Origin of the sequence: Microbacterium sp. CGR1 (genome assembly GCF_051062835.1) — a bacterium.
In the GTDB taxonomy this organism is placed as follows: domain Bacteria; phylum Actinomycetota; class Actinomycetes; order Actinomycetales; family Microbacteriaceae; genus Microbacterium.
This window is the reverse complement of record NZ_JAOTPG010000001.1, coordinates 228,801-254,825: the sequence shown is the minus strand read 5'-3', so window position 1 is coordinate 254,825 and position 26,025 is coordinate 228,801. Positions and strand designations below refer to the sequence as shown.

Genomic DNA, 26,025 nt, shown 5'->3' with positions numbered 1-26,025 from the left:
GTGCAGAATCGGCGCATGGAGATCACACTCGCACAGCCGGCAGGACTCGTCGTGAGTCCCGCCTTCAGCCATGTCGCCGTCATCCCCGCAGGGGCGACGACGATCCTCGTCGGCGGTCAGAACGGCGTCGACGAGACCGGAGCACTCGTCTCGACGGATGCCGCCGAGCAGTCGCTCCGGGCCGTCCAGAACGCTCGCGTCGCCCTGGAGTCCGCGGGCGCGGGCCTCGACGACGTCGTGAGCTGGACCATCCACATCCACCAGGACGCCGACCTCCGCGCCGCCTACGGTGCCGTCGCCTCGACGCTCGCGCGAGACGGCGCTCCTCCCCTGGTCACCGCCGCACTCGTCGCAGGGCTCGGCGTGCCGGGGGCCCTCATCGAGGTGAGCGCGGTGGCCGCCGTCATCCGCGAGTGATAGGCGTGGGCGGACGACTCAGATCCTGCCGCGCACCGGCGTGCGCTCAGCCGAGTCGCCGCGGTCAGGCATCGTCATCTCCGCGCGCACGCCGAGAAGTCTCACCTCGCGCTGCGGATCGAGCGTGGCTCCGAGGGCGAGAGCGGCGGCGATCACCTCGTCACGCTCTGCGGTCGGAGACGGAAGCTTGCGTCCGAAGGTCTTCGTCTCGAACGGCGCGTATCGCACCTTGAGGTGCACACGCACGACTGCCCGCCCCTCGTCGGCACAGTCGTCGAAGGCATGACCGGCGAGTTCCGCGAGCGCGGCCTGAATCTCGGCGGGCGTGGTGAGGTTCTGCTGATAGGTCGTCTCGCGGCTGTGGCTCCGCGCCACCCACGGCGTCGGATCGACCGCAGTCGGCCCGAGACCTGATCCGAGTCCGTGATACCAGACGCTCATCCGCGGTCCGAACTCGGAGACGAGCAGGTCCTCGTCGGCATCCGCGAGCTCTCGCACAGTCTCGATTCCGTGCGCCGCGAGCCTCTTCTGCACCTTCGGCCCGACCCCCCAGAGATCACGGGTCGGCCTGTCGCCCATCACCTCGAACCAGTTCTCACGGGTGAGGTGGAACACCCCTCGTGGCTTGCCGAACTCCGTCGCGATCTTCGCGCGCACCTTGTTGTCGCCGATTCCCACCGAGCAGTGGAGTCCTGTCGCCTCGAGCACAGCGGCCTGAGCCGAGCGTGCCACACTCTCCGGGTCATCGGTCTCAACCCCGAGGAAGCACTCGTCCCAGCCGATGACCTCGAGCACCACACCGGGCAGCGCGCGCAGCGCTGACATCACCTCGGTCGATGCGGCTTCATAAGCCTCATGGTCGACGGGGAGGAACACGGCATCCTCCGGCGCCTTCCGCGCCGCGATCTTGAGCGGCATGCCCGACCCGATGCCGAACGCTCGGGCCTCATACGACGCCGTCGACACGACCGCGCGCTCGGTCGGATCACCGCGGCCCCCGACGATCACCGGGAGGCCGGCGAGTTCGGGCCTGCGCAGCACCTCGACCGCAGCGATGAACTGATCCATGTCCACGTGCAGCACCCAGTCGGTCATGCCTCGAGTGTGGCCCCAGTCCGCCGGGTTGTCACCCCGTGCGTGCGCAGCAGCGCCCATCAGGGTTCAGCAGGATTGTTCAGCCGACAGCGACACCGATCGCCGTCGCGATCACGGCGAGCAGCGGCAGAGTGCCCTGCGTGGCTGCCGCGCGAAGCTTCGACGGGTCGGAGAGCACGAGCACGAGGGCCGCGGCCAGCATCATGCCGGTACCGGCGAACACCAACGTCAGGCCGACCGTCGTGAATCCGATGATCACGAAGCCCACACCGAGCAGGGCGGTCAGCGCCAGGAAGAGGTTGTAGAACCCCTGGTTGAAGGCGAGCGCTTTCATCGTGATGGCATCGGCCTCGCTGGCGACTCCGAAGATCTTCCTCGTCTCGGGCTCGGTCCACTTCAGCGACTCGAGCGCGAAGATGAAGACGTGGAACGCGGCAGCGGCCGCGGCGAGGACGAGTCCGACGATGAGCATGAGTCGATCGTATCGACCCGTGGAACCCTAGAGCAGGAAGATCGGCAGGAGTCCGGGGTTGTGGGCGTGCACGAGCACGGCGAACACGACCGCATCGAAGAGCAGATGCACCGTCACGACGTAGGCGAGCGAGTGCGTGCGCACGAAGATGAACCCCTGCAGCAGCGCGAACGGGATCGTGAGCAGCGGTCCCCACTCGCGGTAGCCGAGCTCCCACAGGAACGAGACGAACACGATCATCTGCAGGACGTTCGCGAGCGCATCAGGAAAGTGGCGACGCAGCAGGGCGAACACCGTGCAGATGAAGAAGAGCTCGTCCCAGATGCCGACCGCGCCGACGCCGACGAAGAGCCGGGCGATGAGGTCGGGCGAGTCGACGACCGGCCAGTTCTGATACACGCCGCTGGTGATGAAGTAGAACGGCAGGATCAGCCAGCCCAGCACCAGCACCGCGACCAGCCATCCCCACTGCAAGCGACCCCATCTCTGGTGCGTGCGCCAGGGGAAGCTGATCGCGCGGTCGCGGAAGATGAAGCGTGACACCACGTACGGCACCGCGACCGCGCCGCCGAGGGCGAGCGTGAAGCGCAGCATGGCGAGGTTGTCGAGCTCGGCTGCGAGCGGGATCACACTCACGATGAGCATGCCCAGGGCGATCAGGGAGAGGTCACGGGAGGGCGAGGGCTGACGGCTCACTCCGATCACACGAGCAGTCTCGTGTCGGGATCCCACACTCACGGCCTGATCGGCGACCACCGGACGTCCGCGTTCGACCAGCCACGCTCCCCCGACGCCGAGTGCCAGCAGCGCCCAGCCGAGCCAGGCGGTCTCGAGGACGAAGAAGGCCGGCGCCGCTGCACAGACCACAAGTGCGGGGATCACAGCCGGCCAGGTCGCTGACCTGCTCTGCACGTCGGTCACGCGCGCGGCTTTCGCCGGTACACGAGGTCGCGGATGTCGCGCCCCTTGGCGATCCCCTTGCGCTCGAAGGCGGTCATCACCCGTCCGTCGAAACGCTCGGCCCATTCGCCGTCGAAGGCGCGCTCGAACAGCGGATCGGCATCGAGCACCTCGCGCATCTGCAGCGCGTAGTCCTCCCAGTCGGTGGCGAGTCGCAGGAGGCCGCCGTCGCGCAGCGCCCGCGCGGCGGTCTCGCCGAATCCGGATCGCACGAGACGACGCTTGGTGTGCTTCTTCTTGTGCCATGGGTCGGGGAAGAAGATCCAGACCTCGGCGGCCGCAGCCTCCGGCAGGTACGACGAGAGCACCTCGGGCGCGTTCGCCTCGACGACGCGCACATTGCGGGCACCCTCGCGATCCGCGTCCAGCATCGTGCGGGCGAGGCCGGCGCGGAAGACCTCGACGGCGAGGAAGTCGTCGTCCGGACGAGACGATGCGGCAGCCACGATCGCGTGTCCCTGACCGGATCCGATCTCGACGTACAGGTCCGCATCGCGGCCGTACTCGACGCTCGGGTCGAGTCGAGCCTCAGGGTGCACCGAGGTCCAGGCGACATCGCGCGGCACATCGAGGAGGTAGTGCGGGCCGAGCTCGGCGAAGGCTCGCTCCTGCGCGTCGGACATCCGCCCGCTGCGGCGCACGAAGGACACCGGTTCGTCACGGAAAGTTCGGGGTTCGGGCATGCTTCCAGGGTAGTCGGCGGCGCCTGGCGTCACGGACCGGAGATCACCCGGCCGGAGCCGTCACGAAGTCGATGAGCTCTTCGACCCGACCCAGCAGCGCCGGTTCCAGATCCCGATAGGTGTGCACCTTCGACAGGATGTGCTGCCAGGCGCGCCCGGTGTCGCCCTGCGTCTCGTGCGGCCAGCCGAACGCGCGGCAGATGCCGGTCTTCCAGTCGGTGCCCCGCGGGATCTCCGGCCACTTCGCGATCCCCAGCGCACGCGGTGTCACGCACTGCCAGACGTCGACGAAGGGGTGACCCACGATGCGCACGTGCCGCCCGTGCGGGCCGCGGGCGACCGCCTCCGCGATGCGCGACTCCTTCGAGCCGGGAACCAGGTGGTCGACGAGCACTCCGTAGCGACGGGTCGCGGTGGGCGGCTCCGCGGCGAGCAGCTCGTCGAGCAGATCGACTCCCTGCAGGAACTCGACGACGACGCCCTCGACACGCAGGTCCGCTCCCCAGACCTTCTCCACGAGCTCCGCGTCGTGCTTTCCCTCGACGAGGATGCGACTGGGCAGGGCGATCCGGGCGCGCTGGTCGGAGACCACGAAGGATCCGGATGCCGTACGCCTCGCGCCCTGCTCTTTCGGGGCGGGGGCGGTGAGCCGAACGGGCGCTCCGTCGATCAGGAATCCGCCGCCGAGAGGGAAGAGTCGCTTGCGTCCGAGCCGATCCTCGAGCTCGACGTTCCCGCCCTGCACGCGTGTGACCGCACCGCAGTAGCCGTCGTCCGCGACCTCGACGACGAGATCGATGTCGGCGGGCACCTGAGGCACCGGCTTCGCCGCGCGCTCCCGCCAACCAGCCGCGAGCACATCCGATCCGTACCTGTCGTCCATGCCCTCCAGCGTATGTGTCTCCGCTGAGGGCGAACGGCTATCGCCGCTCGGATGCTGTCGCGTGTCGGCCTGTGTGCATAGACTCGTGCCATGGGGCTCGGCTGCCGGTCGGAGGGAACACGATGAAGACACGGTGGCTGGCGCTGGCCGCACTCACCGCGGCTGCCGCAGCGGGGGCCTTCTCCGCATCCGCCGCCTCCGCGACCGATCCGCTCACACTCGATTCCGGGTACGTGACCGATGACGCCGGGGTCCTGTCTCCCAGCGAAGAGGATGCGCTCGAGGCGCGACTGCAGACTCTCAGTGACAACTCCTCCGCGGACCTCTTCGTGGTGCTCGTCGACGACTTCACCTCCCCCGCCGACAACGTCGAGTGGGCCGACACCGTCGCCGAGAACAACAACCTCGGATCCGAGCAGTACCTGCTCGCCATCGCGGTCGAGGGCCGGAGCTACTACATCTCCGCGGCCCCCGACGGACCGCTCAGTGACAGCAAGCTCGACGATGTCGAGGACAAGATCCAGAGCCTGGCCGCGCAGAACGACTGGGACGGCGCGATCACGCTCGCGGCCGATGAGATCCAGGGCGACGGCGGAGCCGGGGCGATCCGCGCCACTCTCATCGTCGTCGGGATCATCGCTCTCGGTCTGATCGTCTGGGTGATCGTCGCGCTCATCCGCCGGTCGAAGCGCAACGCCGAGATCCGACGCCGCGGCGCGATGCCCGAGAGACCGGATCCGAACGATCCGTTCTCCACGCTGACCGACGAGCAGGTGCAGACCCAGGCAGGCGCCGCGCTCGTGCAGGCGGATGACGCCATCACGTCGAGCAAAGAAGAGCTCGGCTTCGCCGTCGCTCAGTTCGGCGAGGGGGCGACCTCGACGTTCAGCGGAGCAGTCGAGACCGCGAAGGCGAAGATGTCCGAGGCCTTCGACCTCAAGCAGAAGCTCGACGACGAGATCGAGGACACCGTTCACGACCGCCGCGCGTGGCACATCCGCATCATCCAGCTGTGCGACGAGATCGACGACGTTCTCGACGACAACACCGAGGCATTCGACGAACTCCGCAAGCTCGAGCAGAACGCGCCGCAGGAGCTCGAACGCGTGCGCGGAGAGCGAGCGGCGCTCGACCCCGTGCTCCTGAGCGCAACCCCTGCACTCTCGGCGCTCTCCGCCGCATACGATCAGGCCGCACTCGCGACTGTCGCCGACAATCCGGCGCAGGCTCAGGAGCGCGCCGCGCTCGCCGACCGCGCCATCGAGGCCGCCGCCCAGGCGATCGGTGCAGGGCGCTCAGGAGAGGCGGCGTTCGCGATCCGCACAGCCGAGCAGTCGGTAGCCCAGGCGACGCAGCTGGTGCAGGCGATCACGGCGCTGGGCGCCGAACTCGCGAACATCGAGGCGCAGGCCCAGGCTCTGGTAGCCGAGCTGCAGGCCGACATCGCCACCGCGCAACAGCTTCCGGACACGGGTGGCGTTCTGTCTTCGGCAGCCGCGGCGACCTCGCAGCAGCTGCAGCAGGCACAGGCCGCTCTGGCCGGCAGCTCACGCAGCCCTCAGCGGGTGCTCGAGGCGCTCACCGCGGCGAACACCCAGATCGACGCGGCGATCGCGCAGGGAACCCAGGCCGTCGAGCGAGCCCGACGAGCCCAGCAGATGCTCGAGCAGACGCTGACGCAGGCGGGGTCCGAGATCCGCGCCGCGCGCGAGTACATCGAGACGCGGCGCGGCACCGTGGGATCCACCGCGCGCACTCGCCTCTCGCAGGCGGAAGCCACCCTGACACAGGCACTGAACCTGCGTGCCACCGACCCCGAGGCGGCGCTGACCGAGGCGGGTCGTGCCCTCGATCTCGCCCGCCAGGCGACGTCTTCGGCGCAGGCCGATGTCGCGGCGATGAGCCCGAGCAGCTATCAGAACGGCTGGGGCGGCGGTGGCGGCAGCATCTTCGGCGGTGGTGGCAGTTCGGGAGGCTCCGGCCTCGGCGGCGACATCCTCGGCGGCATCATCGGCGGCCTCCTCTCCGGAGGCGGCGGAGGCGGCGGATCCTCCCGGAGCAGCAGCTGGCGATCCAGCGGCGGCGGCGGATTCCGCAGCTCCGGTTTCGGCGGAGGCGGCGGCAGCCGCTCCAGCGGCCGCAGCGGCCGTTCGGGAGGGCGACGCTTCTGAACCGCACACATCACGACCCCAGACATCGAGTCCGACCCTCTGAAAGGAACCACGCATGACCAAGCAGTCCATCTTCGGACGTATCTCGACCCTCGTCCGCGCGAACATCAACTCGCTCCTGGACTCTGCGGAAGACCCGCAGAAGATGATCGACCAGCTCGTCCGTGACTACACGAACAGCATCGCCGACGCCGAATCGGCCATCGCCGAGACCATCGGCAACCTGCGTCTCCTCGAGCGCGACCACGAAGAGGACGTCCAGGCGGCCACGGAGTGGGGCAACAAGGCACTCGCCGCGAGCCGCAAGGCCGACGAGATGCGCTCAACCGGCGATGCCGCAGATGCGGACAAGTTCGACAACCTCGCCAAGATCGCACTCCAGCGCCAGATCAGCGCCGAGCGCGAGGCCACCGGTGCCGAGCCGCAGATCGCCGCTCAGACCGAGATCGTCGACAAGCTGAAGTCCGGCCTCAACGGCATGAAGGACAAGCTGGGCGAGCTGAAGAACAAGCGCAGCGAGCTCCTCGCCCGCGCCAAGGTCGCCGAGGCGCAGACCAAGGTGCAGGACGCGGTCTCGTCGATCAACGTCCTCGACCCGACCAGCGAGCTGGGCCGTTTCGAAGACAAGGTCCGTCGCCAGGAGGCTCTCGCTCAGGGCAAGATCGAGCTCGCAGCCTCCAGCCTCGACGCACAGTTCGAGAGCCTCGAGGACCTCGGCGAGCTCACCGAGGTCGAGGCGCGTCTCGCCGAGCTGAAGGCGGGCGGCTCCGCCCCCCGTCAGGCCATCGAAGGTTCCTGACACACCTCGCGGATGCCTCGGACCAGCGTGTCCGGGGCATCCGCTCTTTCATAGCTGGAGGCACCCATGGTGCGATTCCTCGTCGTCCCGCAGTGGCAGGGCTCCCCTGCACCGCGCGCGATGCTCCTCGTCGACGGCGCGTCGGCGATCGCCGGAGATCTTCCTCGCGCGTCGACCACCGTGCTCGATGTGCCCGTCGAGGCCGGAGAGTCACTCGGCACCGGCGTCCGCCGACTCAGCGCCCTGCTGCGCACTCGCGAGCTCGTCGACGCGGCGATGACGGTCGACACGGTCGTCGTGGGCGGAGACTGCAGCGTCACCGTCGCGGCCCTCGCTGCGCTTCCCGGCGGCACCGACGATCTCGCGGTCGTCTGGTGCGACGCGCACGCCGACATGAACACACCCGAGACGTCGCCGTCCGGTGCGTTCTCCGGCATGGCTCTGCGAGCGGTGCTCGGTGAAGGAGAGCCGCAGCTCGCGCTCTCCCCCGGCATCCCGCGCGACCGGGTGATCACCGTCGGGATGCGCGACCTCGACGACGCCGAGGTCGCCGCGATCGACGACCTCACCCAGCTGTCGGTGACAGACCTCGACGACGCCGATGCGCTTGCCGCCGCCGTCGTGGCGACCGGCGCGAGTCGGGTCTGGGTGCACATCGACGTCGACGTGCTGGATCCGGCCGAGATTGCAGGTGTCTCCTCTGCCTCCCCGTTCGGGCTCGCTCCTGCCACCCTGAGCGCGGCGGTCCGCGCTCTCCGCACACGCGTTCCGCTGGCCGGCGCGACGATCGCGGGATTCGCCCCGCGCTCACCGGCCGACGCGGTCGAGGATCTCGGGGCACTGCTGCGACTCGTCGGAGCGGTCGCATGACCGAGGACTGGCGCCCTGCGGCAGAACGCGCCCTCGAACGGGGTCGCCGGTTCGACCGCCGCATCCCGTCGTTCCTCCTGCGGTCCCCCATCAGTCGCATCGGCTACTGGTGGGGAACGGCGGTCGGCTGGGTGTGGGGATCGCTGTGGAGCACCGGTCCCGTCGAGCGCCGGGCGGGCCTGTGGGTCTTCCGCGGCATGCCGAACTGGACGTTCAACCGCGGCGGGGTGTGCGTGGGCGGGTGCTTCCTCACCGGCGATGTCCGACCGACCGATGCCGTGCTTCGCCATGAGGCGGTGCACAAGGCCCAGTGGCTGCGTTACGGCATCCTGCTGCCGGTGCTGTATCTGTTCGCCGGCCGGGATCCGCTCCACAACCGCTTCGAGATCGAGGCGGGGCTGGAAGACGGCAACTATGTGCGCAGGACGACCGCTCCTCAGCGCTCGGAGGGAAGAAGCCCGAAGCGCTCGGGTGCGTAGATCTGCGCGGGCTGGATCTCGAGTGATCCGGTGAGGTGCTCGACGATGTCGGCGGTACCGAGGTATCCACCCAGCAGCGTGACGTGGGTCTCGAGCTCGTCGTCGCACAGCATCTCGTCGGCCCAGGCGCAGGTCGCTCGGGCGAGCGCCTGTCCCGGTGCGCACGCACGACCCGTTCCGGGAGCGCCCGAGCGCTCTCCCCGAGCCAGCCACGTCACCGTCATACGGCCGGGTGCATCGATCATGCCGATATCCGATGCCTCTGCGACCTCGATGAAGATCCGACCGGATGCGCACAGCGGCAGAGTCGCGAGGAACACCTCGAGTTCGGCGAGCGAGTGCTCGTCAGCCGTCACCAGGTGGTGTGCGCGACGACGCGCGGCGCGGCGCTCGGCGCGCGTGCTGCGGGTCTCGAGGAAGGTCTCCATGATGCTTCCATGGTACACCACGTGAAGGGTTGCCTAACCTTTGTCGGCGACCGGTTCCACGAGAGCAGCGCGCAGGGCGTCGAGCTCGGCATCCGACATCCCGTTCTCCCGGAGGTAGCCCGCCGCAGATCCCCACCGTGCGTCGACCCCGTCGAGCAGGGCGCGCATGACCGGCGCCGGTGACTGCGTGGCCAGCGCCACCGCGTGCACCGCTTCGGGATGCTGAGACCGGAGGTAGGCGGCGATCCGCTGCGATCTCTCGACAGGGAGCTGCGACTCGGTGAGCGCGTAGTCCTCGATGATCGCGTCTCGGTCTGCGCCCACGGCTGCGAGCGCGAGGGCTACAGTCACCCCGGTGCGGTCCTTGCCCACCGTGCAGTGCACGAGCGTCGGCTCCCCCGCCGCGATGATGCGGATGGCCGCGACGAGCCTCTCACCGCTCTCCTCGAGAAGGTGCAGGTAGAGATCCTCCAGGCTGGTGTCCGTCTCGAAGAACGAACGGACCGACCCGAGGAACAGCGGAAGGTGCGTCGTATCGGGACCGTCGATCTCGGTCGGCTCGGCTGCGACCTCCTCGCCGTCCCGCAGATCGACGATGTGGGCGACCCGCTCGCGGACCGCATCGACGCCCGCGTTCGTCGCCCCGGACAGCTGACCTGAGCGCAGCAGGATGCCTGAGCGGATGCGCCCGCCCTCGGCAGGCATGCCTCCGACGTCCCTGACGTTGTTGACGCCGTCGAAGTCGAGGACGGTCATGCCTGCGCCTGCGGGGACCGGGGCGGAACCGGGTAACGGCCGGCGATGACGACGCGGTTGAAAGCGTTGATCGACACGCAGGCCCAGCTCAGGGCGGCGTACTCCTTCTCGGTGAAGACGGCACCGACGCGGTTGTACAGGTCATCCGAGATCCCGTCCTCCGAGATGAAGGTGAAGGCCTCGGCCAGCTCGAGCGCCGCCTCCTCCCGTTCGCTGAAGACGCCGCTCTCGCGCCAGGTGGCGATCTGCATGAGTGTGTCCGTGTCGATCCCTGCCTTGACCGCGCGATCGACATGGATTCGCGTGCAGTAGCCGCATCCGTTCAGCTGCGAGCAGTGGATCATCACGATCTCTTTGAGGCGATCGTCGATGCCGTTCGTCGCGCAGATCTCGCCCACCGTCCGAGAGAATGCATCGAGCGCCTGATAGGCGGCGGGCTCGGTCTTGGAGAGGTGCACTCGCGTCTCGCTCATACCTCAATGATATTCCGTTGTGCGGGCGTCTCGGCGGACTCACCGATGCGAACGAGAATGCAGATCGCCATGTCTAACACACAAATAATCCGCTTAATGCGCGTTCACACGGCGCCATCTCTTGTCATTATGATCCCGCATTTCCCGCAGATGCGTTTCTCAGAGCAGAATATGGAGGTGGCGATCGACATCACCGAGTTCAGCTATCTTCCCGCACAGGCCGAGGCGCTGGGCGTTCCCGTTCCTCCGAGCGAGCGGCTGACATTGCCGCTCGCGGACGGTCGCCATGTGAGCGGTGTCCGCTACGGCAGCGGATCGCCGCAGATCACGTTCCTGCACGGGGCCGGCCTCAACGCGCACACCTGGGATACGACAGCTCTCTCGTTGCAGCAGTGCGTGCTGGCGATCGATCTCGCGGGGCACGGCGACTCCTCGTGGCGCGACGATGCCGACTACACCCCTCGAACGCTCGCCGTGGATGTCGCCGCAGCACTCGACGCCTGGACCGACCGGCCGCAGATCCTCGTCGGGCAGTCCCTCGGCGGCCTCACCGGGGCGGCCGTGGCCGCAGCGCGCCCTGACCTCGTCGCCGAGCTGATCGTCGTGGACATCACCCCTGGCATCGACACCTCGGCCGGCCCTGCCGCTCTGCGTGAGTTCTATGCGGGCCCCACCGATTTCGCGACCCGCGACGAGCTGGTCGATCGCGCGATCGCCTTCGGCTTCGGCGGGGCGCGCCCCGACACGGAACGCGGCGTATTCCTCAACACGCGAGTGCGCCCGGACGGACGCGTGGAATGGAAGCACCATTTCGCTCACCTCGCCGCGCAGGCGCTCGCCGCGCACGACCCCGGCGATGTCTCCACTCCCTCGGCACTCAACGCCACAGGGTGGCAGGACCTCGATGAGGTGGCAGCCCCGGTGACGCTCGTGCGCGCCATCGACGGCTTCGTCAGCGCTGCCGACGCGGATGACTTCGCCCGCCGTCTTCCCGAAGCGACCGTGATCGCGATCCCGGCGACGCACAACGTGCAGGAGACCGCGCCCGCGCAACTCGCGGCGCTCATCGCGGACCGCGTCGCGACCACCGGATTGTGACGTTCCGTTCCACATCCCGCCCCACCTGCCCGACACATCCCTAGGCTCGTTCCACCGGCACACAGCAACTGCCGCACCGAGAGGAAACAACCCATGTTCCGACGTACCCGACGGCTCGCGCTCTTCTCCGCGATCGCGGCGAGCGCCGTCATCCTGAGCGCCTGCACGGGCACCGCGGCCCCTGAGACCACGGCGCCCACCGGCGAACCGGATCCCGATGCCACGCTGCAGGTGGGGCTCGTCCTCGAGCCCACGAACCTCGACATCCGTCATACGAGCGGTGCTGCTCTCGAGCAGATCCTCATCGACAACATCTACGAGGGCCTGATCAGCCGCACGCAGGAGAACGAGATCATCCCGCGCCTCGCCTCCGACTACGAGGTGTCCGAAGACGGACTCACCTACACGTTCACGCTGAACGACGGCATCACCTTCCACAGCGGCACCGCTCTCACATCCGCCGACGTCGTGGCCTCGTACGAGGCAGTCCGCACGGACGCCACGCTGCAGGGCAACGCCGAGTTCGCCTCGGTGGCCTCGATCACCGCGCCCGACCCGACGACCGTGCAGATCGTGCTGACCGAGCCGAACCAGAACTTCCTCTTCTCCCTCACCGGGCCCGCAGGGCTCGTGTTCCAGGCAGGAGACACCACGGATCTCAAGACCGCGGAGAACGGCACAGGGCCCTTCACCCTCACCCGCTGGAACAAGGGCAGCACGATCACGTTCGCCCGCAACGAGGCCTACTGGGGCGAGCCCGCCGGAGTGGCCGAGGTCGAGTTCCAGTACATCCCCGACTTCACCGCGGGTGTGAACACGGCACTCGACGGCGGTATCCAGGTCCTGACCGCCGTGGATCCCAACCTCGCCTCGCAGCTCGAAAGCGACTTCACCCTCACGACGGGCCGCACGACCGACAAGGCGACCCTCGCGTTCAACAACGCCAAGGCTCCCCTCGACGACGTCCGGGTGCGTGAGGCGCTGCGTCTCGCGATCGACCACGAGGGTCTCGTCGAGGCCGTCGGCGCAGGGTCGACCCTGTACGGCCCCATCCCCGAGCTCGACCCGGGCTATGAGGACCTCTCCGACGTCATCTCCTACGACCCGGAGAAGGCCAAGGAGCTGCTCGCCGAGGCCGGCCAGGAGGATCTCGAGCTGACGCTCACGATCCCGAGCTTCTACGGCACGACCGTTCCGAAGGTCCTGATCTCCGATTTCCAGAAGGTCGGCGTGACACTCGACGTCGACTCGGTCGAGTTCCCCACCTGGCTGGAGGACGTCTACACGAACCACGACTACGACCTCAGCTTCGTGCTGCACGTCGAGCCACGTGACTTCGGCAACTTCGCGAACCCCGACTACTACTTCGGCTACGACAACGCCGAGGTGCAGGGCCTCTACGCCGACGCACTCGCCGAGGTCGACCCTGACAAGTCGGCGGAGCTCTTGGCGAAGGCGGCCCGTATCGTCTCCGAGGATCATGCGGCCGACTGGCTCTACAACGGTGCGACGATCACGGCTGTGAGCCCGCTCGTCTCCGGATTCCCCCAGGACTCGATCAACTCGCGCATCGACCTGGCAGGCGTCACCGTCGCCACCGAGAAGTGACGACGCTCACTTCGTGATCCGCTACGCGCTCGTCAGAGGAGCCCTGCTCATCGCAGGGCTCCTCGTGTCGAGCGCACTGATCTTCCTGACCCTCCGGGTGTTCCCCGGCGACGTCGCCCAGCTCATCGCCGGAACGCAGGCCTCCCCCGCCGAGGTCGAGGCGCTTCGCGAATCCCTGGGTCTCAACCGTCCTCTTCCAGCGCAGTACGCGGAGTGGATCGGGGGGATCTTCCGCGGCGATCTCGGCACGTCTCTGCTGTCCGGCGCATCCGTCGGGGAAGAGCTGCTGCTCAAGGCGCAGGTGACCGTGCCACTCGGCATCATGTCGCTGCTGATCGCCGTGCTCATCGCGGTGCCCTTCGGCATCCTCGCCGCCGTGCAGCGCGGCCGCCGCGGCGGCACCGCCCTCAGCGTCGGTGCACAGGCCCTCGCCGCCGTGCCCGTGGTCTGGGCGGGGATGATGCTGATCGTCGTGTTCTCGGTGTGGCTCGGGTGGCTCCCCCCGCAGGGATTCCCCCGCACGGGGTGGAGCACGCCGCTCCAGGCGATCGAGTCGCTGTTGCTCCCCGCACTCACGATCGGCATCGTCGAGGGCGCCATGCTCATGCGCTTCGTGCGCAGCGCCACGCTCCAGGCCGCGGGACAGGACTTCGTCCGCACCGCTGCAGCCAAGGGGCTCACCCGCACCCGCGCCCTGATCTCCCACGGCATCCCCGCCGTGGGCCTGTCGATCATCACGGTCCTGGGACTCCAGATCGCCGGGATCATCGTGGGCTCGGTCGTCATCGAACAGCTCTTCACCCTGCCGGGCATCGGACGGATGCTGGTCGCCGACGTCGGGACGCGTGACCTGATCAAGGTGCAGAGCGAGCTGCTGGTGCTCACCGGCTTCGTCCTCGTCGTCGGGTTCCTCGTCGACCTGATCCATCGGGCGATCGATCCCCGCCAGAGGGAGGCATGATGCCCGGTTGGCTTCCGAGGCTGTGGCGCACCTCCACAGGACGGTTCGGTCTGATCGTCGTGGCGATCATCGCGGTGACCGCCCTCGTCGCACTGTTGTGGACACCGTTCGACCCGCAGGAGTCCGACGTCCGCAACCGCTGGGCGGTTCCCGGTTGGCCGCACCTGCTGGGCACCGACGACACCGGACGCGACATCCTCAGCCTCCTCATGGCGGGTGCGCGGACCACGGTGTTCGTCAGCGTCGGAGCCGGGATCATCGCCACGCTCGTCGGCATCGCCCTGGCGGCCCTCGGCGCGTTGACTGCCCGGTGGCTGCGCGAGACCGTCGCCGTGCTCGTCGACATCCTGATCGCGTTCCCCGTGCTGATCATCGCCATGATGATCTCCTCGGTCTGGGGAGGTTCGCTCTGGGTCGTCATCTGGTCCGTCGGGATCGGCTTCGGTGTGAACATCGCGCGTGTCACCCGCCCCGAGCTCCGCCGGGTGCAGCAGAGCGACTTCGTGCTCGCCGCCCGGGCGTCAGGGCTCACGACCTCGCAGAGCCTCGTACGCCATCTGCTGCCGAACGTCGCGCCCGTGTTCATCGTGCAGCTGTCGTGGTCGATGGCGGTCGCCGTGCTCGCCGAGGCCGGGCTCTCGTACCTCGGCTTCGGTGCCTCGGTCACCGAACCCAGCTGGGGGCTGCTCCTCGCCGACCTGCAGCGTTACATCGGCGTGCATCCGCTCTCGGTCATCTGGCCGGGGCTCGCGATCACGCTCACGGTGCTCGCACTCAACCTCCTCGGCGACGGTCTGCGCGAGGCCACCGACCCGACCCTGCGACACCGCGCGGCGGAGATCCACACACCGGCGGTGGTCGCATGAGTCTCGTCGTCGAAGACCTCGTCGTCAGGATCGACGGACGACCCGTCGTCGACGGCATCTCCTTCGAGGTGCCGGACGGCGCCAGAGTGGGCCTGATCGGCGAATCCGGCTCCGGCAAGTCGCTCACAGCGCTCGCCGTGCTCGGGCTGCTCCCCGACGGTGCGACGGCGAGCGGCAGCATCCGCTGGAACGGCACGGAGCTGATCGGCATGCGCGACCGAGAGCTCGCAGAACTCCGTGGCGACGAGATCGGGATCGTGTTCCAGGAGCCGCGCACTGCCCTCAATCCCATCCGCACCGTCGGCCGGCAGATCGCCGAATCGATCCGCATCCACGAGGGCATCGGCCGACGCGAGGCGCGTGAACGCGCGATCCAGGAAGCCGCTCGCGTACGCCTTCCCGACCCGGAATCGATCGTCGACCGGTATCCGCATCAGCTCTCCGGCGGACAGCGACAGCGCGTGGCGGTCGCGATGGCTCTGGCCTGCCGCCCTCGGCTGCTCATCGCGGACGAGCCGACAACCGCGCTCGACGTCACCATCCAGGCCGAGATCCTGTCGCTCTTGCTGGCGCTCGTCGAGGAGCAGGGCATGTCGCTCGTGTTCATCACCCACGACCTCGCCGTGCTCGCACAGGTAGCGACTCACGGCATCGTGCTCGAGGACGGGCACGTGGTCGAAGCCGCGCCGGTGAGCACGCTGCTGAGCGCTCCCATGTCATCCGTGACTCAAGGGCTCCTCCGCGACGCGACCGCGACGCTCTGGCGCCCGGACGGGGGCAGGCGATGAGCCTGATCGAAGCGCGATCCCTTCGACGGGACTTCGTTGTGCCCAAGCATTCGGCGTTCGAGCGCACCAGAACTCAGACAGCGCTGGCATCTATAGACCTCGACATCGCCGAAGGCTCGTCCGTCGGCATCATCGGCGAATCCGGTTCGGGCAAGTCCACGCTCGTCCGGCTGCTGCTCGGACTCGACCGTCCGACGTCAGGCACCGTCGAGGTCGACGGCAGAGCGGTGGATGCCACGGCATCCGCCCGGTCCCTGCACTGGCTGCGTCGGCAGACCGGTCTCGTGTTCCAGGACCCCTACGCGTCTCTCGACCCCCGGATGACGGCCGCCCAGATCATCCGCGAGCCGCTGTGGGCGCTCGGCATCGAGGGCGACCACCGAGCCCGGGTCGGCGAGGTGCTGCAGCAGGTGGGCCTCGAGTCGGACATGGGCGACCGCTATCCGCACGAGTTCTCCGGCGGGCAGCGTCAGCGGATCGCGTTGGCGAGGGCGATCGTGCACGGGCCCCGCATCCTCGTCGGGGACGAGCCCCTGTCCGCGCTGGACGTCACGGTGCGTGCGCAGATCCTCGAACTGCTGATCGAGCTGCGCCGATCCTCCGACCTCACCCTCATCCTCGTCTCGCACGACATCGGGGTGGTGCAGAACCTGTGCGACACGGTCGTCGTGATGAAGGACGGCAGCATCGTCGAGCGGGGCTCCACGGAAGAGGTGCTGCTGCACCCGACGCAGGACTACACGAAGACGCTGCTGGCAGCGATCCCGGTCATCCCCGCTCCCCCGGAATGACCGCGACCATCATCGACCGGAGCTCGTGCTGAAGAATCTGCGGCGCCTCGAAGGGCGCAGCGCACGCCTCATGTAGACCGTGCCGAGCTCGCGACCGAACTTGTGCCCGACACGGCCCATGCGCCCGGCCTCGACGAACCCGAGCTTCGCGTGCAGTCGGATCGACGCGTCGGCCTTCGTGTCGCTGATCACGGCGACCATCTCACGGATGCCGAGCTGCTCGCAGGCGTCGATGAGGGCCTGCAGCAGCGCAGCCCCGAGCCCCTTGCCGCCGGCGCCCGGCCCCAGATAGATCGAGTCCTCGACGGTGTAGCGATAGGCGTTCTTCCCCGCCCATGGTTGGGCGAGCGCATAGCCGATCACTACACCCGCCGGCGAGACGGCGACGAGGAACGGGAGTCCGAGCTTGCTCAGCAGGGCGAACTTCTCCCGCCAGTACGGGATGCTGCTGCGTCGTTCGTCGAGGGTGACGACGGAGTTGCTCACGAAGTGGTTGTAGATCTCGCGCACGTACGGGAGGTCTCCCGCACGCGCGGCGCGGATCGAGTACGAGAACACCTCGGGCTCGGGCTGCGGGCGCAGATGGCGCGGCAGCACACGGCGTCGATCACCGGGCTCGAACTGCATGCGATCAGCTTAGACGCGGCTCCCCCTCGACGCGCCAGTCCACGGGGGTCGCCCCCTGCGCCTCGAGCAGCTCGTTCGCCCGCGAGAACGGCCGGGAACCGAAGAAACCTCGGCGGGCCGACAGCGGCGAGGGGTGCGCCGAGGAGATCACGGGCGTATCTCCGAGCAGAGGCTGCAGGTTCGCTGCGTCCTTACCCCAGAGAATCGCGACGAGCGGCCTGCCCCGGGCGACGAGGCTGCGGATCGCCAGCTCGGTGACCGCCTCCCACCCCCACCGACGATGCGACCCCGCCTCACCGGGGCGCACGGTCAGCACCCTGTTCAGCAGCAGCACACCCTGATCGCTCCAGGCGGCGAGGTCGCCGTGAGGCGCAGGCGGGATGCCGAGATCACTCTCCCGCTCTTTGTAGATGTTGACCAGGCTGCGAGGCAGCGGACGAACATCGCCGTCGACCGCGAACGACAGCCCGATCGGATGCCCGGGGGTCGGATACGGGTCCTGACCGGTGATCAGCACCTTGACCTCCGACATCGGGCGCCGGAACGCGCGTAGCACGTCGTCGCCTGCCGGAAGGTAACCACGTCCCGCAGCCTGCTCCTCGCGGAGGCGCTCACCGAGCGCCGTGATCTCCCCCTGCGCCGGCGCCAGAGCGGCCGCCCACTCGGGGTCGATCAGACCGTCGGAGGCGAGTTCGACGAGAGTGCGTGCGACCACGGGTCAGTCGATCGGGCGCACCCGCAGCGGGCCGCGCGCGAGCAGGTGGTTCGCGGACTGCGCGACCGGGCGCATCGTGATGAGGTCGAGATTCACGTGGCCGGGCGCATCCAGCGCGTACGCGATGACATCCGCGACGTCCTCGGCGCGCAGCGGTGCCTCGACGCCCGAGTAGACGGCCTCCGCGGCCACCGCATCGCCTCCGAGACGGTTGAGCGTGAACTCCTCCGTATGCACCATGCCGGGAGCGATCTCCGACACGCGGATGGGCTCGCCGTTCAATTCGAGGCGCAGGGCATGCACCAGCATCGACTGCGCGGCCTTCGCCGCGTTGTACCCGCCGCCTCCCGCGTAGGCGACCTGCGCGGCAGTCGAGGTCACGAACACCGTGTCCGCGTGGCCGTCCGCAGAAGCCGCGCGGCGCAGCAGGGGCAGCATCCCCGCGACCAGCCGCTGGCTGGAGAGCACGTTGGCGTCGTACATCCACTGCCAGTCGTCGGTCGAGGCGTTCTCCACACGGTCGGTGCCGCGTGCGCCTCCGGCGACCTGTACGAGCGCGTGCACGGGACCTGAGGCCTCGAGCTCCCTGATCAGCGCCGCCACGGCATCCGGGTCCGTCAGGTCGCAGGCGATCGTCGACGCCCCGGTCTCCTCCGAGAGCGCAGCCAGACGGGATGCGCGTCTGGCGACGCCGACGACCCCCCAGCCGCGGGCGCGCAGAGCACGCACCGTCGCCTCTCCGATTCCGGAACTCGCACCGGTCACCACTGCACGCCTGTTCACCATGCCTCCACCGTACGATGTTCCGGCCGGGAACGCGGGTGCGCGCCCTCGGGTCGTGATTTCGGGTCATCATCATCGGTGCGGGAGTCGCCGATGAGCACGACGGCGACTCCGATGCCGCACAGCACGAACCCCACGACGGTGACGAGGGTGAGCGGCTCCCCGAGCAGCATGCCGCCGGCGAGCGAGGTGGTCGGCGCGATCAGGAACAGCAGCGCCTGAAGTGCGGTGATGCCCACCCGCCGCAGAAGCCACCAGTAGAGGCCGTACGCCGCCAGGGTCGGGAACACGGCGGTCAGGACGACCGCGAGCCAGAACGACGCCGATGACGGCGGCACCAGGGCGCCTGCCATCGCCGCGATCACCAGCAGCAGCACCGCTGTCACCGTGACGTGGACCGTGAGAGTCAGGAGCACACCGGTGTCGACCGAAGACTTCCGCTGCAGGAGCGTACCCACGATCAGGCACACCATCGCGACCGCAGGCAGCAGATAGGCGACGGGCGGTGCATCCGAAGACCCGAACTGCGAGCGCACGACCAGAAGCACTCCGGCCGCCCCGACCCCGAGTCCCACCCACTGCGAACCTCGCACGCGCAGACCGAGCACCGGACCGACGAGCACGGCGACCACGAGGGGCTGCACGGCGTCGATCAGAGCGACAGTCCCCGTCGCGATGCCCGCAGCGACGGACCCGTAGACCGCGACACAGTATCCGAACTGCGCGAAGAGTCCGATCGATGCCTGAGCGCGCAGGTCCCGGCCGCTCACTCCCCTGCCCGCGCCGGTGAGCAGGACGACAGCGAGGAGGATCACGGCGAGAGGCACGAAGCGCCAGACGAGGAGCGTCAGCGGAGACACGTCGACGGTGGCGAACGCCGGGATGATGAAGCCCGAGCTCCAGGTCACGACGAAGGCGGCCGAGGCGGCGACCGTCACCACCATACGAAGTACACCGATCTGTTTACTCATGAAGTCGACTATACAGACTGGTATAGTCGCTCTCATGACGCAGCCGGTTCCGGAACTCGTCCCCCTGACCCCGGGAGGGCGACGCGTCCTCGACGCCGCCTCGCGGCTCTTCTACGAGCGAGGAATCCATGCCGTCGGCGTCGACACGATCGCCGAGGCCGCCGGGGTGACGAAGAAGACGCTCTACGACCGCTTCGGCTCGAAGGAGGCCCTCGTCGTCTCCTATCTGCAGCACCGTGACGCCCGGTGGCGCGACCACGTGGCATCAGAGCTCGCCAGGACGCCCGAGCCCGGACCCGAGCGTGTGCTCGCGATCTTCGATGCCGCGATCTCCTGGTCGGATGAGAACAGCCCCAAAGGATGCAGCGCCATCAACGCCCGCGCCGAGATCGGCGAGGGCAACGACGATCACCCGGTGTTCCCGGAGGTCTCCCGGCAGAAGGCCTGGCTGCTCGACGTGTTCGAAGAGCTCTGCGCCGAGGCCGGCGTGCGCGATCCCCGCGCGATGGCCCAGGCGATGATGCTGCTCTACGAAGGCGCGATCGTCACGGTGGGCATGGCGACGTTCACCGAGCCGTTCGCGATCGCCCGGACCTGGGCGGCGGCACTGCTGGCGCAGGGCTGAGCGGTCGGCCGCCCCCGCGCACGCGTCGAGGCGGTGTTCATTACGTCACATTTCCCACTCACTGTTGACACCTGCCGATATTCCGTACTGTCGCTTGCAACGACATCAGTCGAACCGACCTTCCAACAGTTCCAGGGGGAACACATGTCCGCACCCGAGACCTGGCGTTTCGAGACCAAGCAGATCCACTCCGGCGCTGCTCCCGACCCGGTGACCAAGGCCCGCGCCACCCCGATCTACCAGACCACGTCCTACGTGTTCGACAGCGCCGACCACGCGGCGAACCTGTTCGCTCTGGCTGAGTTCGGCAACATCTACACCCGCATCCAGAACCCGACCCAGGACGTCCTGGAGCAGCGCCTCGCAGCGCTCGAGGGGGGCACCGGAGCCCTCGTCCTCTCCAGCGGCCAGGCAGCGTCCACGTTCGCGGTCCTGAACATCGCGCAGGCCGGCGACCACATCGTGTCGTCGAGCTCGATCTACGGCGGCACCTACAACCTGTTCAAGTACACGCTCGCGAAGCTCGGCATCGAGGTCACCTTCGTCGAGAACCAGGACGACCCCGAAGAGTGGCGCCGCGCGATCCGCCCGAACACGAAGCTCTTCTTCGCCGAGACGATCGGCAACCCGCAGATCAACATCCTCGACATCCGCACCGTCGCCGACGTGGCGCACGAGGGCGGCGTGCCGCTGATCGTCGACAACACGATCGCGACCCCATACCTGATCCGTCCGTTCGAGCACGGCGCCGACATCGTCGTGCACTCGGTCACCAAGTTCCTCGGCGGCCACGGCACCACCATCGGCGGTGCGATCATCGACGGCGGCACGTTCGAGTGGTCGAAGAACGTCGAGCGGTTCCCCGGGCTCACCGAGCCCGACCCCTCGTACCACGGCGCCAGCTACACCGCGGCCGTCGGTGACCCGCTCGCCTACATCATCAAGGCGCGTGTGCAGCTGCTCCGCGACCTCGGATCGGCCATCGCTCCACAGAGCGCCTGGAACCTCATCCAGGGCATCGAGACGCTGTCGCTGCGCATCGAGCGCCACGTCCAGAACGCCCAGGAGATCGCCGAGTGGCTCGACGGCCGCGATGACGTCGCCTCGGTCAACTACTCGGGCCTGCCCTCCTCCCCCTGGTACGCGAAGGCGAATCAGTACGCTCCCAAGGGCGTCGGAGCCGTGCTGTCGTTCGAGCTCAAGGGCGGCGTGGAGGCCGGTCGCGAGTTCGTCAACAGCCTGTCGCTGTTCAGCCACCTCGCCAACATCGGCGACGTGCGCTCGCTCGTGATCCACCCCGCGTCGACCACGCACGCCCAGCTCACGCCCGAGCAGCAGCTCACCGCCGGCGTCACGCCGGGCCTCGTGCGCCTGTCGGTGGGCATCGAGAACATCGACGACCTCAAGGCAGACCTCGACGAGGCTCTCGCTGCGGCTCGCCGCGTGTCGGAGGCCGCTCGCGCCTGATCCGGCGTCGAGATGTCAGGAAGTGCCCCGGGCTGCGGCTCGGGGCACTTCCGCGTTCGGGCCAGACTTCCCCGCGCTCTGCGGCTCGTCGCTCGGCTGGCGCACAGACGCCTGCGTCGAAAATGGGAAGCCTGCCCGGAGGAGCTCATGATCGACGCCACCACGACACCGACCGCACGTCGGCGCGCGTCCGCACGTGCCGGACGCGTCATCGTCGTGGTCGGCCTGGCGCTCCTCGTCGGGATCGTGTGCACCTGGGTCCCCGGCATCGTCGGCACCGCGGCGGCCGCTGCCCTGCCGTGGTGCGGACTCGCCCTCGCCGTGCTCGTCCTGCTCGCGCTGCTCCTGGCGCGTCGCGTCACACTCGTCCTGCTCGCCCCCGTCCTGGTGTGGACCCTCGCGATGCTGCCGTCTGCTCCCGGGTTCGCCGCAGCGGCTCCCTCGCAGAGCACACCGATCGAGATCGTCAGCCAGAACGTGCGCGCCCACTCGGGTGGAGCGGCGGCCTCGGCCGCGGAGCTCGCCGACATGTCCGCCGACGTGATCGCCCTGACGGAGCTCGACAGCGACAGCCTCCAGGCCGCACAGGAGACCCTCGCCTCCGCCTATCCGCACTCGTATGCGATCGGCACGGTGGCCGTCTGGAGCCGCTATCCGATCGCGGATGCGCAGCCGCTGACCCTCGGACTCGACTGGAAGCGCGCACTCCGCGTCGTGGTGAACACTCCGGATGCCGACGTCGCCGTGTATGTCATGCACGCGGCATCCGTGCGCCCCGGCGTGCAGCAGGAGCGCGACACGATGCTCTCGGGAATCGCCGATGCCGTCGCCGCCGACCCTGCGGAGTCGATCGTGGTCGTGGGCGACTTCAACGCGGCAGCGGCCGACCCCGCTCTCGGCGCCGTGCGCTCGCAGCTCGACTGGGTCAGACCGACCGACGGCACTCTCGGCCTCACCTGGCCCGCCGCCCTGCCTCTCGCCCGCATCGATCATGTCTTCGTGCGAGGGCTGACGGTGCTCGAGTCGACGACGGCGCGCGTCGGCAACAGCGACCACCTCGCCACGGTCACGACTCTCGCCGGCTGAGGATCCGCGTACACGCCGCTCCGTGCGACGCACCCGGGAACCGTAACGTTCGTCCGACGGATCGCGAGCCGGGCGAGAATGGGAGCATGGACTGGCAGACGACCTCTGAAGACACGGTGCCCTCGGCGCCCGTGACGGAGGCCGACGTCCGTCTGCTCCGCGCACGACCCCCCGCGACCGGCGCCTGGCGCGACGGCGACCCCGCCGGAGGGCGGCGATTCGCCTCGTTCGGTGCCTTCCCCACCGAGAGCGGGTCGGAGCTCCCCGGCATCCGCCTCGCCTATGAGACCTGGGGAGAGCTGAACGCCGCGCATGACAACGCGATCCTGGTCCTGCACGCGCTCACCGGCGACAGCCACGTGCGCGGCGGCGCAGGGGCCGGGCACCCCACGACAGGGTGGTGGGATGACATCGTCGGACCCGGTGCACCGATCGACACCGACCGCTGGTTCGTCATCGCGCCGAACATGCTGGGCGGATGCCAGGGTTCCACGGGCCCGGCGAGCATCGCGCCGTCCGGGTACGAGTGGGCATCGCGCTTCCCGTACCTGACGATCCGCGACCAGGTCGCGGCCCAGGTCCGGCTCGCCGACGCATTGGGCATCGACGCCTGGGCAGCCGTCGTCGGCGGCTCGATGGGCGGTATGCACGCGCTGGAATGGGCGGTCTCGCATCCCGAGCGTGTGGAACGCCTTGCCGTGCTCTCGTCTCCCCCGGTGACGACCGCCGACCAGATCGCACTCAACACGGTGCAGCTCGAGACGATCCGCATGGATCCGCGGTTCCAGGGTGGCGAATACTACGATCTCGCCGACGGAGACGGTCCGCATCGTGGCCTCGCCCTCGCTCGTCGCATGGCACTGCTGAGCTATCGCAGCCCGATCGAGCTCAACCAGCGGTTCCAGCGCTCGTGGCAGTCAGGCGTATCGCCGCTCGGGCACGGCGGGCGGTTCGCGGTCGAGTCCTACCTCGACTTCCACGGCAACAAGTTCACCCGACGCTTCGACGCGAACAGCTACATCACCGTCGTCGAGGCGATGAACTCGCACGATGTCGGACGCGACCGCGGAGGCGTCGAGGAGGCGCTCCGCACCGTGACCGCCACCACCCTCGTGCTCGGGATCGACAGTGACAGGCTGTTCCCCGTCGACGGTCAGCACCGCATCGCGCGGAGCATCCCGAACACCCTCGACGGCGACGAGGCGATCGTCCTCAACAGCGACTTCGGGCACGACGGCTTCCTCATCGAGACCGAAGTCGTCGGCAGGCACCTGCGCCGACTGCTCGACAGCTAGCTTCCAACGACCCGCCACGGCAGCGAGCCGGTCTCCAGGCGCAGCCCGTCCCATTCGAACGCTGGTCCTCGGTCCGATTCGACGACCCTCGTCGAGAAGTGGCGCGCGACGCCACCTGCGAAGAGCGCCTCTTCGGCGCTCTCGAACCTGCCCAGCTGATGAAGCGTCATCCAGGTCGGAGGAAAGAGCACCCACTCCCCGGCGGAGTGCTTCTGCAGCGCGTCGGCGGGGGTGATCCACACTGCATCGACGACCTCGTCGGCCGACACGCGCAGCACGCCGTCCGGCGCATCCGCCAGGAAGAACCAGGTCCTGATGCGCACCGGCGCCTCGGCGGGCGGCTGCCATCGGGACAGGACGACCGGGTCGGTGACGACGAGGCCGACCTCTTCGAGCGTCTCCCGGACGGCAGCCCGACGGGCGTCATCCTGCTCATCGGCGCCGTCGCGGCGATCGCGCTGCTCGACCTTGCCTCCGGGGAAGACCCAGGCGCCGGGGAACGATCCGCGATCGGGCCTGCGCATCAGCAGCACCTCGAAGCCCTGGGCGGCGGTTCGCAACAGCACGGCCGTTCCCGCGACGGGGAGGTCGTCTGTCGCTGTCACACCCTCACTCTACGACCGCGCGCCCGGCTCATGCCGATGCGAGAGCAGGCCTGCGGGCCTCCGCCCGGTACGAGAGGAGAGCGATCAGCAGTCCGGCCACCGCGAGTGCCGCGCCGGTCCACGAGGGTGCAGTGAAACCCCAGCCTCCGGCGATCACGACGCCGCCGAGGAACGCACCGAGGCTGTTGCCGATGTTGAGCGCAGAGTGGTTCATGGCCGCCGCGATCGACTGGTTGTCTCCGGCTACGTCCATCAGCCGGGTCTGGATCGTCGGGCTCAGCACTGACGACACGAATCCGACCACGAACACGAGCAGCGCGAGCGTGATGATCCAGAAGGAGAACACGGCGAGAAGCGCGAACACGACCGCCATGGCAGCGAGCCCGAACAGCAGCGTACGGCGGAGGTCGATGTCGGCGAGATGTCCTCCGACGAGGTTTCCGGCCGTCATCCCTAACCCCATCAGCACCAGGACGATCGGCACAGCCCACTCCGGTGACCCTGCGACATCCGTCACGAGCGGCGCGATGTAGCTGTAGACCGCGAAGAATCCGCCGAAGCCGATAGCCCCCACCCCGAGGGTGAACCAGACCTGCGGTATGCGGAAGACGCCGAGCTCTTCACGCATCGTCCGCCCCGGTGAGCCGGGGTGCTCCGGTACGAAGAAGATGATGAAGACGGTGGCGAGCGCGAACACGAGCGCGACGACGGCGAAGGCCGCCCGCCATCCCCACATCTGGCCGAGGAAGGTTCCCAGCGGCACCCCGACGACGTTCGCGACGGTGAGGCCCGTGAGGATGAATGCGACGCCCTTGGCGCGGTTGCCCGGGCCCATCACATCGGCGGCCACGAGCGCTCCGATGCCGAAGTAGGCGCCATGCGGCAGCCCCGCGAGGAAGCGGGAGGCCCCGACGAGCTCGAACGTCGGCAGGAACACCGTGAGCGCGTTGAAGACGGTGAGCGCCACCGCCAGTCCGATCATCACGCGATGCCGCGGGTAGCGCGCGACGAAGCCTGCGATGGTCGGCGCGCCGACCACGACGCCGAGGGCGTAGAGCGAGATCAGCCAGCCGGCCTGGCTCAGTGCGTCTTCGGGGCTGCTGGCCCACAGGGTGGGCAGCAGCTCGCTGGCGATGTTGGGCAGCAGGCCCATGACGACGAACTCGGTCATGCCGATGCCGAAACTGCCGATGGCGAGGGAGAGGAGCGCCCACTTCGCCGCACCCCTCGATTCAGTCGAGGGATTCACCCGT

General features: G+C 68.6%; 29 protein-coding genes. 15 read left to right on the top strand and 14 right to left on the bottom strand.

Features of this window, described 5'->3' with window-relative positions; genetic code table 11:
• Positions 1-15 precede the first annotated feature (15 nt).
• Positions 16-417: a RidA family protein gene (locus OD997_RS01235; RefSeq protein WP_434330011.1), complete on the top strand. Its 402-nt coding sequence runs from the start codon at positions 16-18 to the stop codon at positions 415-417.
• Positions 418-435: 18 nt separating this feature from the next.
• On the opposite strand, the gene OD997_RS01230 is transcribed toward OD997_RS01235, so the two are convergent.
• From OD997_RS01230 to OD997_RS01210, 5 genes are all read right to left on the bottom strand, one after another.
• Positions 436-1,512, bottom strand: coding sequence for a DNA polymerase IV (locus tag OD997_RS01230; protein WP_434330010.1), 1,077 nt, complete (start codon positions 1,510-1,512; stop codon positions 436-438).
• Positions 1,513-1,591: 79 nt separating this feature from the next.
• A complete protein-coding gene (locus tag OD997_RS01225; protein WP_434330009.1) occupies positions 1,592-1,984 on the bottom strand; it encodes a DUF1304 domain-containing protein in 393 nt (130 codons plus the stop codon).
• 27 nt (positions 1,985-2,011) lie between these two features.
• Positions 2,012-2,905: a CPBP family intramembrane glutamic endopeptidase gene (locus tag OD997_RS01220; protein WP_434330008.1), complete on the bottom strand. Its 894-nt coding sequence runs from the start codon at positions 2,903-2,905 to the stop codon at positions 2,012-2,014.
• Positions 2,902-3,627 (bottom strand): tRNA (guanosine(46)-N7)-methyltransferase TrmB, encoded by a 726-nt coding sequence (gene trmB, locus OD997_RS01215; protein ID WP_434330007.1) that lies wholly within the window; start codon positions 3,625-3,627, stop codon positions 2,902-2,904. The genes OD997_RS01220 and trmB overlap by 4 nt, the downstream gene beginning before the upstream one ends.
• Before the next feature lie 43 nt (positions 3,628-3,670).
• Positions 3,671-4,510: a DUF3097 domain-containing protein gene (locus OD997_RS01210; RefSeq protein ID WP_434330006.1), complete on the bottom strand. Its 840-nt coding sequence runs from the start codon at positions 4,508-4,510 to the stop codon at positions 3,671-3,673.
• 122 nt (positions 4,511-4,632) lie between these two features.
• On the opposite strand from OD997_RS01210, the gene OD997_RS01205 reads away from it, so the two are divergent.
• From OD997_RS01205 to OD997_RS01190, 4 genes are all read left to right on the top strand, one after another.
• On the top strand, positions 4,633-6,681 hold the full coding sequence (locus OD997_RS01205; protein WP_434330005.1) for a TPM domain-containing protein: 2,049 nt from the start codon (positions 4,633-4,635) through the stop codon (positions 6,679-6,681).
• A 55-nt stretch (positions 6,682-6,736) separates the two neighbouring features.
• The gene (locus OD997_RS01200; protein WP_053095704.1) at positions 6,737-7,480 is read left to right on the top strand and encodes a PspA/IM30 family protein; all 744 of its coding nucleotides are present in this window, start codon (positions 6,737-6,739) and stop codon (positions 7,478-7,480) included.
• Between the two features lie 66 nt (positions 7,481-7,546).
• Entirely contained in the window at positions 7,547-8,350 is an 804-nt protein-coding gene (locus OD997_RS01195; protein ID WP_434330004.1) for an arginase family protein, read from the top strand.
• Positions 8,347-8,829, top strand: coding sequence for a Fe-S oxidoreductase (locus OD997_RS01190; RefSeq protein WP_434330003.1), 483 nt, complete (start codon positions 8,347-8,349; stop codon positions 8,827-8,829). The genes OD997_RS01195 and OD997_RS01190 overlap by 4 nt, the downstream gene beginning before the upstream one ends.
• Here OD997_RS01190 and OD997_RS01185 read toward each other — a convergent pair.
• The 3 genes from OD997_RS01185 to OD997_RS01175 are packed head-to-tail and all read right to left on the bottom strand — an operon-like array spanning position 8,787 to position 10,486.
• On the bottom strand, positions 8,787-9,257 hold the full coding sequence (locus tag OD997_RS01185; RefSeq protein WP_434330002.1) for an SIP domain-containing protein: 471 nt from the start codon (positions 9,255-9,257) through the stop codon (positions 8,787-8,789). The two genes, OD997_RS01190 and OD997_RS01185, sit on opposite strands and share 43 nt — an antisense overlap.
• 33 nt (positions 9,258-9,290) lie before the next feature.
• Entirely contained in the window at positions 9,291-10,013 is a 723-nt protein-coding gene (locus OD997_RS01180) for a tyrosine-protein phosphatase (RefSeq protein ID WP_434330001.1), read from the bottom strand.
• Positions 10,010-10,486, bottom strand: coding sequence for a carboxymuconolactone decarboxylase family protein (locus OD997_RS01175; RefSeq protein WP_434330000.1), 477 nt, complete (start codon positions 10,484-10,486; stop codon positions 10,010-10,012). Before OD997_RS01175 ends, OD997_RS01180 begins: the two co-directional genes overlap by 4 nt.
• A 171-nt stretch (positions 10,487-10,657) precedes the next feature.
• Here OD997_RS01175 and OD997_RS01170 point away from each other — a divergent pair, with 171 nt between their 5' ends.
• The 6 genes from OD997_RS01170 to OD997_RS01145 all read left to right on the top strand — a co-directional run bounded on the left by OD997_RS01170 (position 10,658) and on the right by OD997_RS01145 (position 16,598).
• Complete coding sequence (locus OD997_RS01170; RefSeq protein WP_434329999.1) at positions 10,658-11,584, top strand: alpha/beta fold hydrolase; 927 nt, start codon at positions 10,658-10,660, stop codon at positions 11,582-11,584.
• Positions 11,585-11,677: 93 nt separating this feature from the next.
• Positions 11,678-13,192, top strand: coding sequence for an ABC transporter substrate-binding protein (locus OD997_RS01165; protein WP_434329998.1), 1,515 nt, complete (start codon positions 11,678-11,680; stop codon positions 13,190-13,192).
• 13 nt (positions 13,193-13,205) lie between these two features.
• Positions 13,206-14,153, top strand: coding sequence for an ABC transporter permease (locus OD997_RS01160; RefSeq protein WP_434329997.1), 948 nt, complete (start codon positions 13,206-13,208; stop codon positions 14,151-14,153).
• The gene (locus tag OD997_RS01155) at positions 14,150-15,019 is read left to right on the top strand and encodes an ABC transporter permease (RefSeq protein ID WP_434329996.1); all 870 of its coding nucleotides are present in this window, start codon (positions 14,150-14,152) and stop codon (positions 15,017-15,019) included. The genes OD997_RS01160 and OD997_RS01155 overlap by 4 nt, the downstream gene beginning before the upstream one ends.
• Complete coding sequence (locus OD997_RS01150; RefSeq protein ID WP_434329995.1) at positions 15,016-15,807, top strand: ABC transporter ATP-binding protein; 792 nt, start codon at positions 15,016-15,018, stop codon at positions 15,805-15,807. The genes OD997_RS01155 and OD997_RS01150 overlap by 4 nt, the downstream gene beginning before the upstream one ends.
• Positions 15,804-16,598, top strand: coding sequence for an ABC transporter ATP-binding protein (locus OD997_RS01145; RefSeq protein ID WP_434329994.1), 795 nt, complete (start codon positions 15,804-15,806; stop codon positions 16,596-16,598). Before OD997_RS01150 ends, OD997_RS01145 begins: the two co-directional genes overlap by 4 nt.
• A gap of 9 nt (positions 16,599-16,607) precedes the next feature.
• On the opposite strand, the gene OD997_RS01140 is transcribed toward OD997_RS01145, so the two are convergent.
• Genes OD997_RS01140 through OD997_RS01125 form a run of 4 tightly spaced genes read right to left on the bottom strand, consistent with a single transcriptional unit; the run spans position 16,608 to position 19,694 of the window.
• A complete protein-coding gene (locus tag OD997_RS01140) occupies positions 16,608-17,225 on the bottom strand; it encodes a GNAT family N-acetyltransferase (protein ID WP_434329993.1) in 618 nt (205 codons plus the stop codon).
• A 4-nt stretch (positions 17,226-17,229) separates the two neighbouring features.
• Complete coding sequence (locus tag OD997_RS01135; RefSeq protein ID WP_434329992.1) at positions 17,230-17,940, bottom strand: uracil-DNA glycosylase; 711 nt, start codon at positions 17,938-17,940, stop codon at positions 17,230-17,232.
• 3 nt (positions 17,941-17,943) lie between these two features.
• Positions 17,944-18,726 carry an SDR family oxidoreductase gene (locus tag OD997_RS01130; protein WP_434329991.1) on the bottom strand — a complete coding sequence of 261 codons (783 nt, stop codon included), beginning with the start codon at positions 18,724-18,726 and terminating at the stop codon, positions 17,944-17,946.
• Positions 18,720-19,694, bottom strand: a complete 975-nt coding sequence (locus OD997_RS01125) for a DMT family transporter (RefSeq protein ID WP_434329990.1) — start codon at positions 19,692-19,694, stop codon at positions 18,720-18,722. The genes OD997_RS01130 and OD997_RS01125 overlap by 7 nt, the downstream gene beginning before the upstream one ends.
• A 34-nt stretch (positions 19,695-19,728) precedes the next feature.
• Here OD997_RS01125 and OD997_RS01120 point away from each other — a divergent pair, with 34 nt between their 5' ends.
• From OD997_RS01120 to metX, 4 genes are all read left to right on the top strand, one after another.
• Positions 19,729-20,319, top strand: coding sequence for a TetR/AcrR family transcriptional regulator (locus OD997_RS01120; RefSeq protein WP_434329989.1), 591 nt, complete (start codon positions 19,729-19,731; stop codon positions 20,317-20,319).
• A 144-nt stretch (positions 20,320-20,463) separates the two neighbouring features.
• Positions 20,464-21,786 carry a bifunctional o-acetylhomoserine/o-acetylserine sulfhydrylase gene (locus OD997_RS01115; RefSeq protein WP_434329988.1) on the top strand — a complete coding sequence of 441 codons (1,323 nt, stop codon included), beginning with the start codon at positions 20,464-20,466 and terminating at the stop codon, positions 21,784-21,786.
• Positions 21,787-21,933: 147 nt separating this feature from the next.
• Complete coding sequence (locus OD997_RS01110) at positions 21,934-22,872, top strand: endonuclease/exonuclease/phosphatase family protein (protein WP_434329987.1); 939 nt, start codon at positions 21,934-21,936, stop codon at positions 22,870-22,872.
• A gap of 86 nt (positions 22,873-22,958) precedes the next feature.
• Entirely contained in the window at positions 22,959-24,167 is a 1,209-nt protein-coding gene (gene metX / locus OD997_RS01105) for a homoserine O-acetyltransferase MetX (protein ID WP_434329986.1), read from the top strand.
• Here metX and OD997_RS01100 read toward each other — a convergent pair.
• Both OD997_RS01100 and OD997_RS01095 read right to left on the bottom strand, forming a co-directional pair.
• The gene (locus OD997_RS01100) at positions 24,164-24,772 is read right to left on the bottom strand and encodes an NUDIX hydrolase (RefSeq protein WP_434329985.1); all 609 of its coding nucleotides are present in this window, start codon (positions 24,770-24,772) and stop codon (positions 24,164-24,166) included. The genes metX and OD997_RS01100 overlap by 4 nt on opposite strands.
• 28 nt (positions 24,773-24,800) lie before the next feature.
• Positions 24,801-26,021, bottom strand: a complete 1,221-nt coding sequence (locus tag OD997_RS01095; RefSeq protein ID WP_434329984.1) for an MFS transporter — start codon at positions 26,019-26,021, stop codon at positions 24,801-24,803.
• Positions 26,022-26,025 lie beyond the last annotated feature (4 nt).

What these genes read in the sequence shown, in the direction of transcription:
- OD997_RS01195 (WP_434330004.1), top strand. Translation starts at nt 7,547, where the DNA reads ATGGTGCGATTCCTCGTCGTCCCGCAGTGGCAGGGCTCCCCTGCACCG.
- trmB (WP_434330007.1), bottom strand. Translation starts at nt 3,627, where the DNA reads ATGCCCGAACCCCGAACTTTCCGTGACGAACCGGTGTCCTTCGTGCGC.
- OD997_RS01210 (WP_434330006.1), bottom strand. Translation starts at nt 4,510, where the DNA reads ATGGACGACAGGTACGGATCGGATGTGCTCGCGGCTGGTTGGCGGGAG.
- OD997_RS01155 (WP_434329996.1), top strand. Translation starts at nt 14,150, where the DNA reads ATGATGCCCGGTTGGCTTCCGAGGCTGTGGCGCACCTCCACAGGACGG.
- OD997_RS01185 (WP_434330002.1), bottom strand. Translation starts at nt 9,257, where the DNA reads ATGGAGACCTTCCTCGAGACCCGCAGCACGCGCGCCGAGCGCCGCGCC.
- OD997_RS01150 (WP_434329995.1), top strand. Translation starts at nt 15,016, where the DNA reads ATGAGTCTCGTCGTCGAAGACCTCGTCGTCAGGATCGACGGACGACCC.
- OD997_RS01130 (WP_434329991.1), bottom strand. Translation starts at nt 18,726, where the DNA reads ATGGTGAACAGGCGTGCAGTGGTGACCGGTGCGAGTTCCGGAATCGGA.
- OD997_RS01145 (WP_434329994.1), top strand. Translation starts at nt 15,804, where the DNA reads ATGAGCCTGATCGAAGCGCGATCCCTTCGACGGGACTTCGTTGTGCCC.
- OD997_RS01190 (WP_434330003.1), top strand. Translation starts at nt 8,347, where the DNA reads ATGACCGAGGACTGGCGCCCTGCGGCAGAACGCGCCCTCGAACGGGGT.
- OD997_RS01200 (WP_053095704.1), top strand. Translation starts at nt 6,737, where the DNA reads ATGACCAAGCAGTCCATCTTCGGACGTATCTCGACCCTCGTCCGCGCG.
- OD997_RS01170 (WP_434329999.1), top strand. Translation starts at nt 10,658, where the DNA reads ATGGAGGTGGCGATCGACATCACCGAGTTCAGCTATCTTCCCGCACAG.
- OD997_RS01205 (WP_434330005.1), top strand. Translation starts at nt 4,633, where the DNA reads ATGAAGACACGGTGGCTGGCGCTGGCCGCACTCACCGCGGCTGCCGCA.
- OD997_RS01115 (WP_434329988.1), top strand. Translation starts at nt 20,464, where the DNA reads ATGTCCGCACCCGAGACCTGGCGTTTCGAGACCAAGCAGATCCACTCC.
- OD997_RS01230 (WP_434330010.1), bottom strand. Translation starts at nt 1,512, where the DNA reads ATGACCGACTGGGTGCTGCACGTGGACATGGATCAGTTCATCGCTGCG.
- OD997_RS01175 (WP_434330000.1), bottom strand. Translation starts at nt 10,486, where the DNA reads ATGAGCGAGACGCGAGTGCACCTCTCCAAGACCGAGCCCGCCGCCTAT.
- OD997_RS01110 (WP_434329987.1), top strand. Translation starts at nt 21,934, where the DNA reads ATGATCGACGCCACCACGACACCGACCGCACGTCGGCGCGCGTCCGCA.
- OD997_RS01120 (WP_434329989.1), top strand. Translation starts at nt 19,729, where the DNA reads ATGACGCAGCCGGTTCCGGAACTCGTCCCCCTGACCCCGGGAGGGCGA.
- OD997_RS01225 (WP_434330009.1), bottom strand. Translation starts at nt 1,984, where the DNA reads ATGCTCATCGTCGGACTCGTCCTCGCCGCGGCCGCTGCCGCGTTCCAC.
- OD997_RS01140 (WP_434329993.1), bottom strand. Translation starts at nt 17,225, where the DNA reads ATGCAGTTCGAGCCCGGTGATCGACGCCGTGTGCTGCCGCGCCATCTG.
- metX (WP_434329986.1), top strand. Translation starts at nt 22,959, where the DNA reads ATGGACTGGCAGACGACCTCTGAAGACACGGTGCCCTCGGCGCCCGTG.
- OD997_RS01125 (WP_434329990.1), bottom strand. Translation starts at nt 19,694, where the DNA reads ATGAGTAAACAGATCGGTGTACTTCGTATGGTGGTGACGGTCGCCGCC.
- OD997_RS01180 (WP_434330001.1), bottom strand. Translation starts at nt 10,013, where the DNA reads ATGACCGTCCTCGACTTCGACGGCGTCAACAACGTCAGGGACGTCGGA.
- OD997_RS01235 (WP_434330011.1), top strand. Translation starts at nt 16, where the DNA reads ATGGAGATCACACTCGCACAGCCGGCAGGACTCGTCGTGAGTCCCGCC.
- OD997_RS01165 (WP_434329998.1), top strand. Translation starts at nt 11,678, where the DNA reads ATGTTCCGACGTACCCGACGGCTCGCGCTCTTCTCCGCGATCGCGGCG.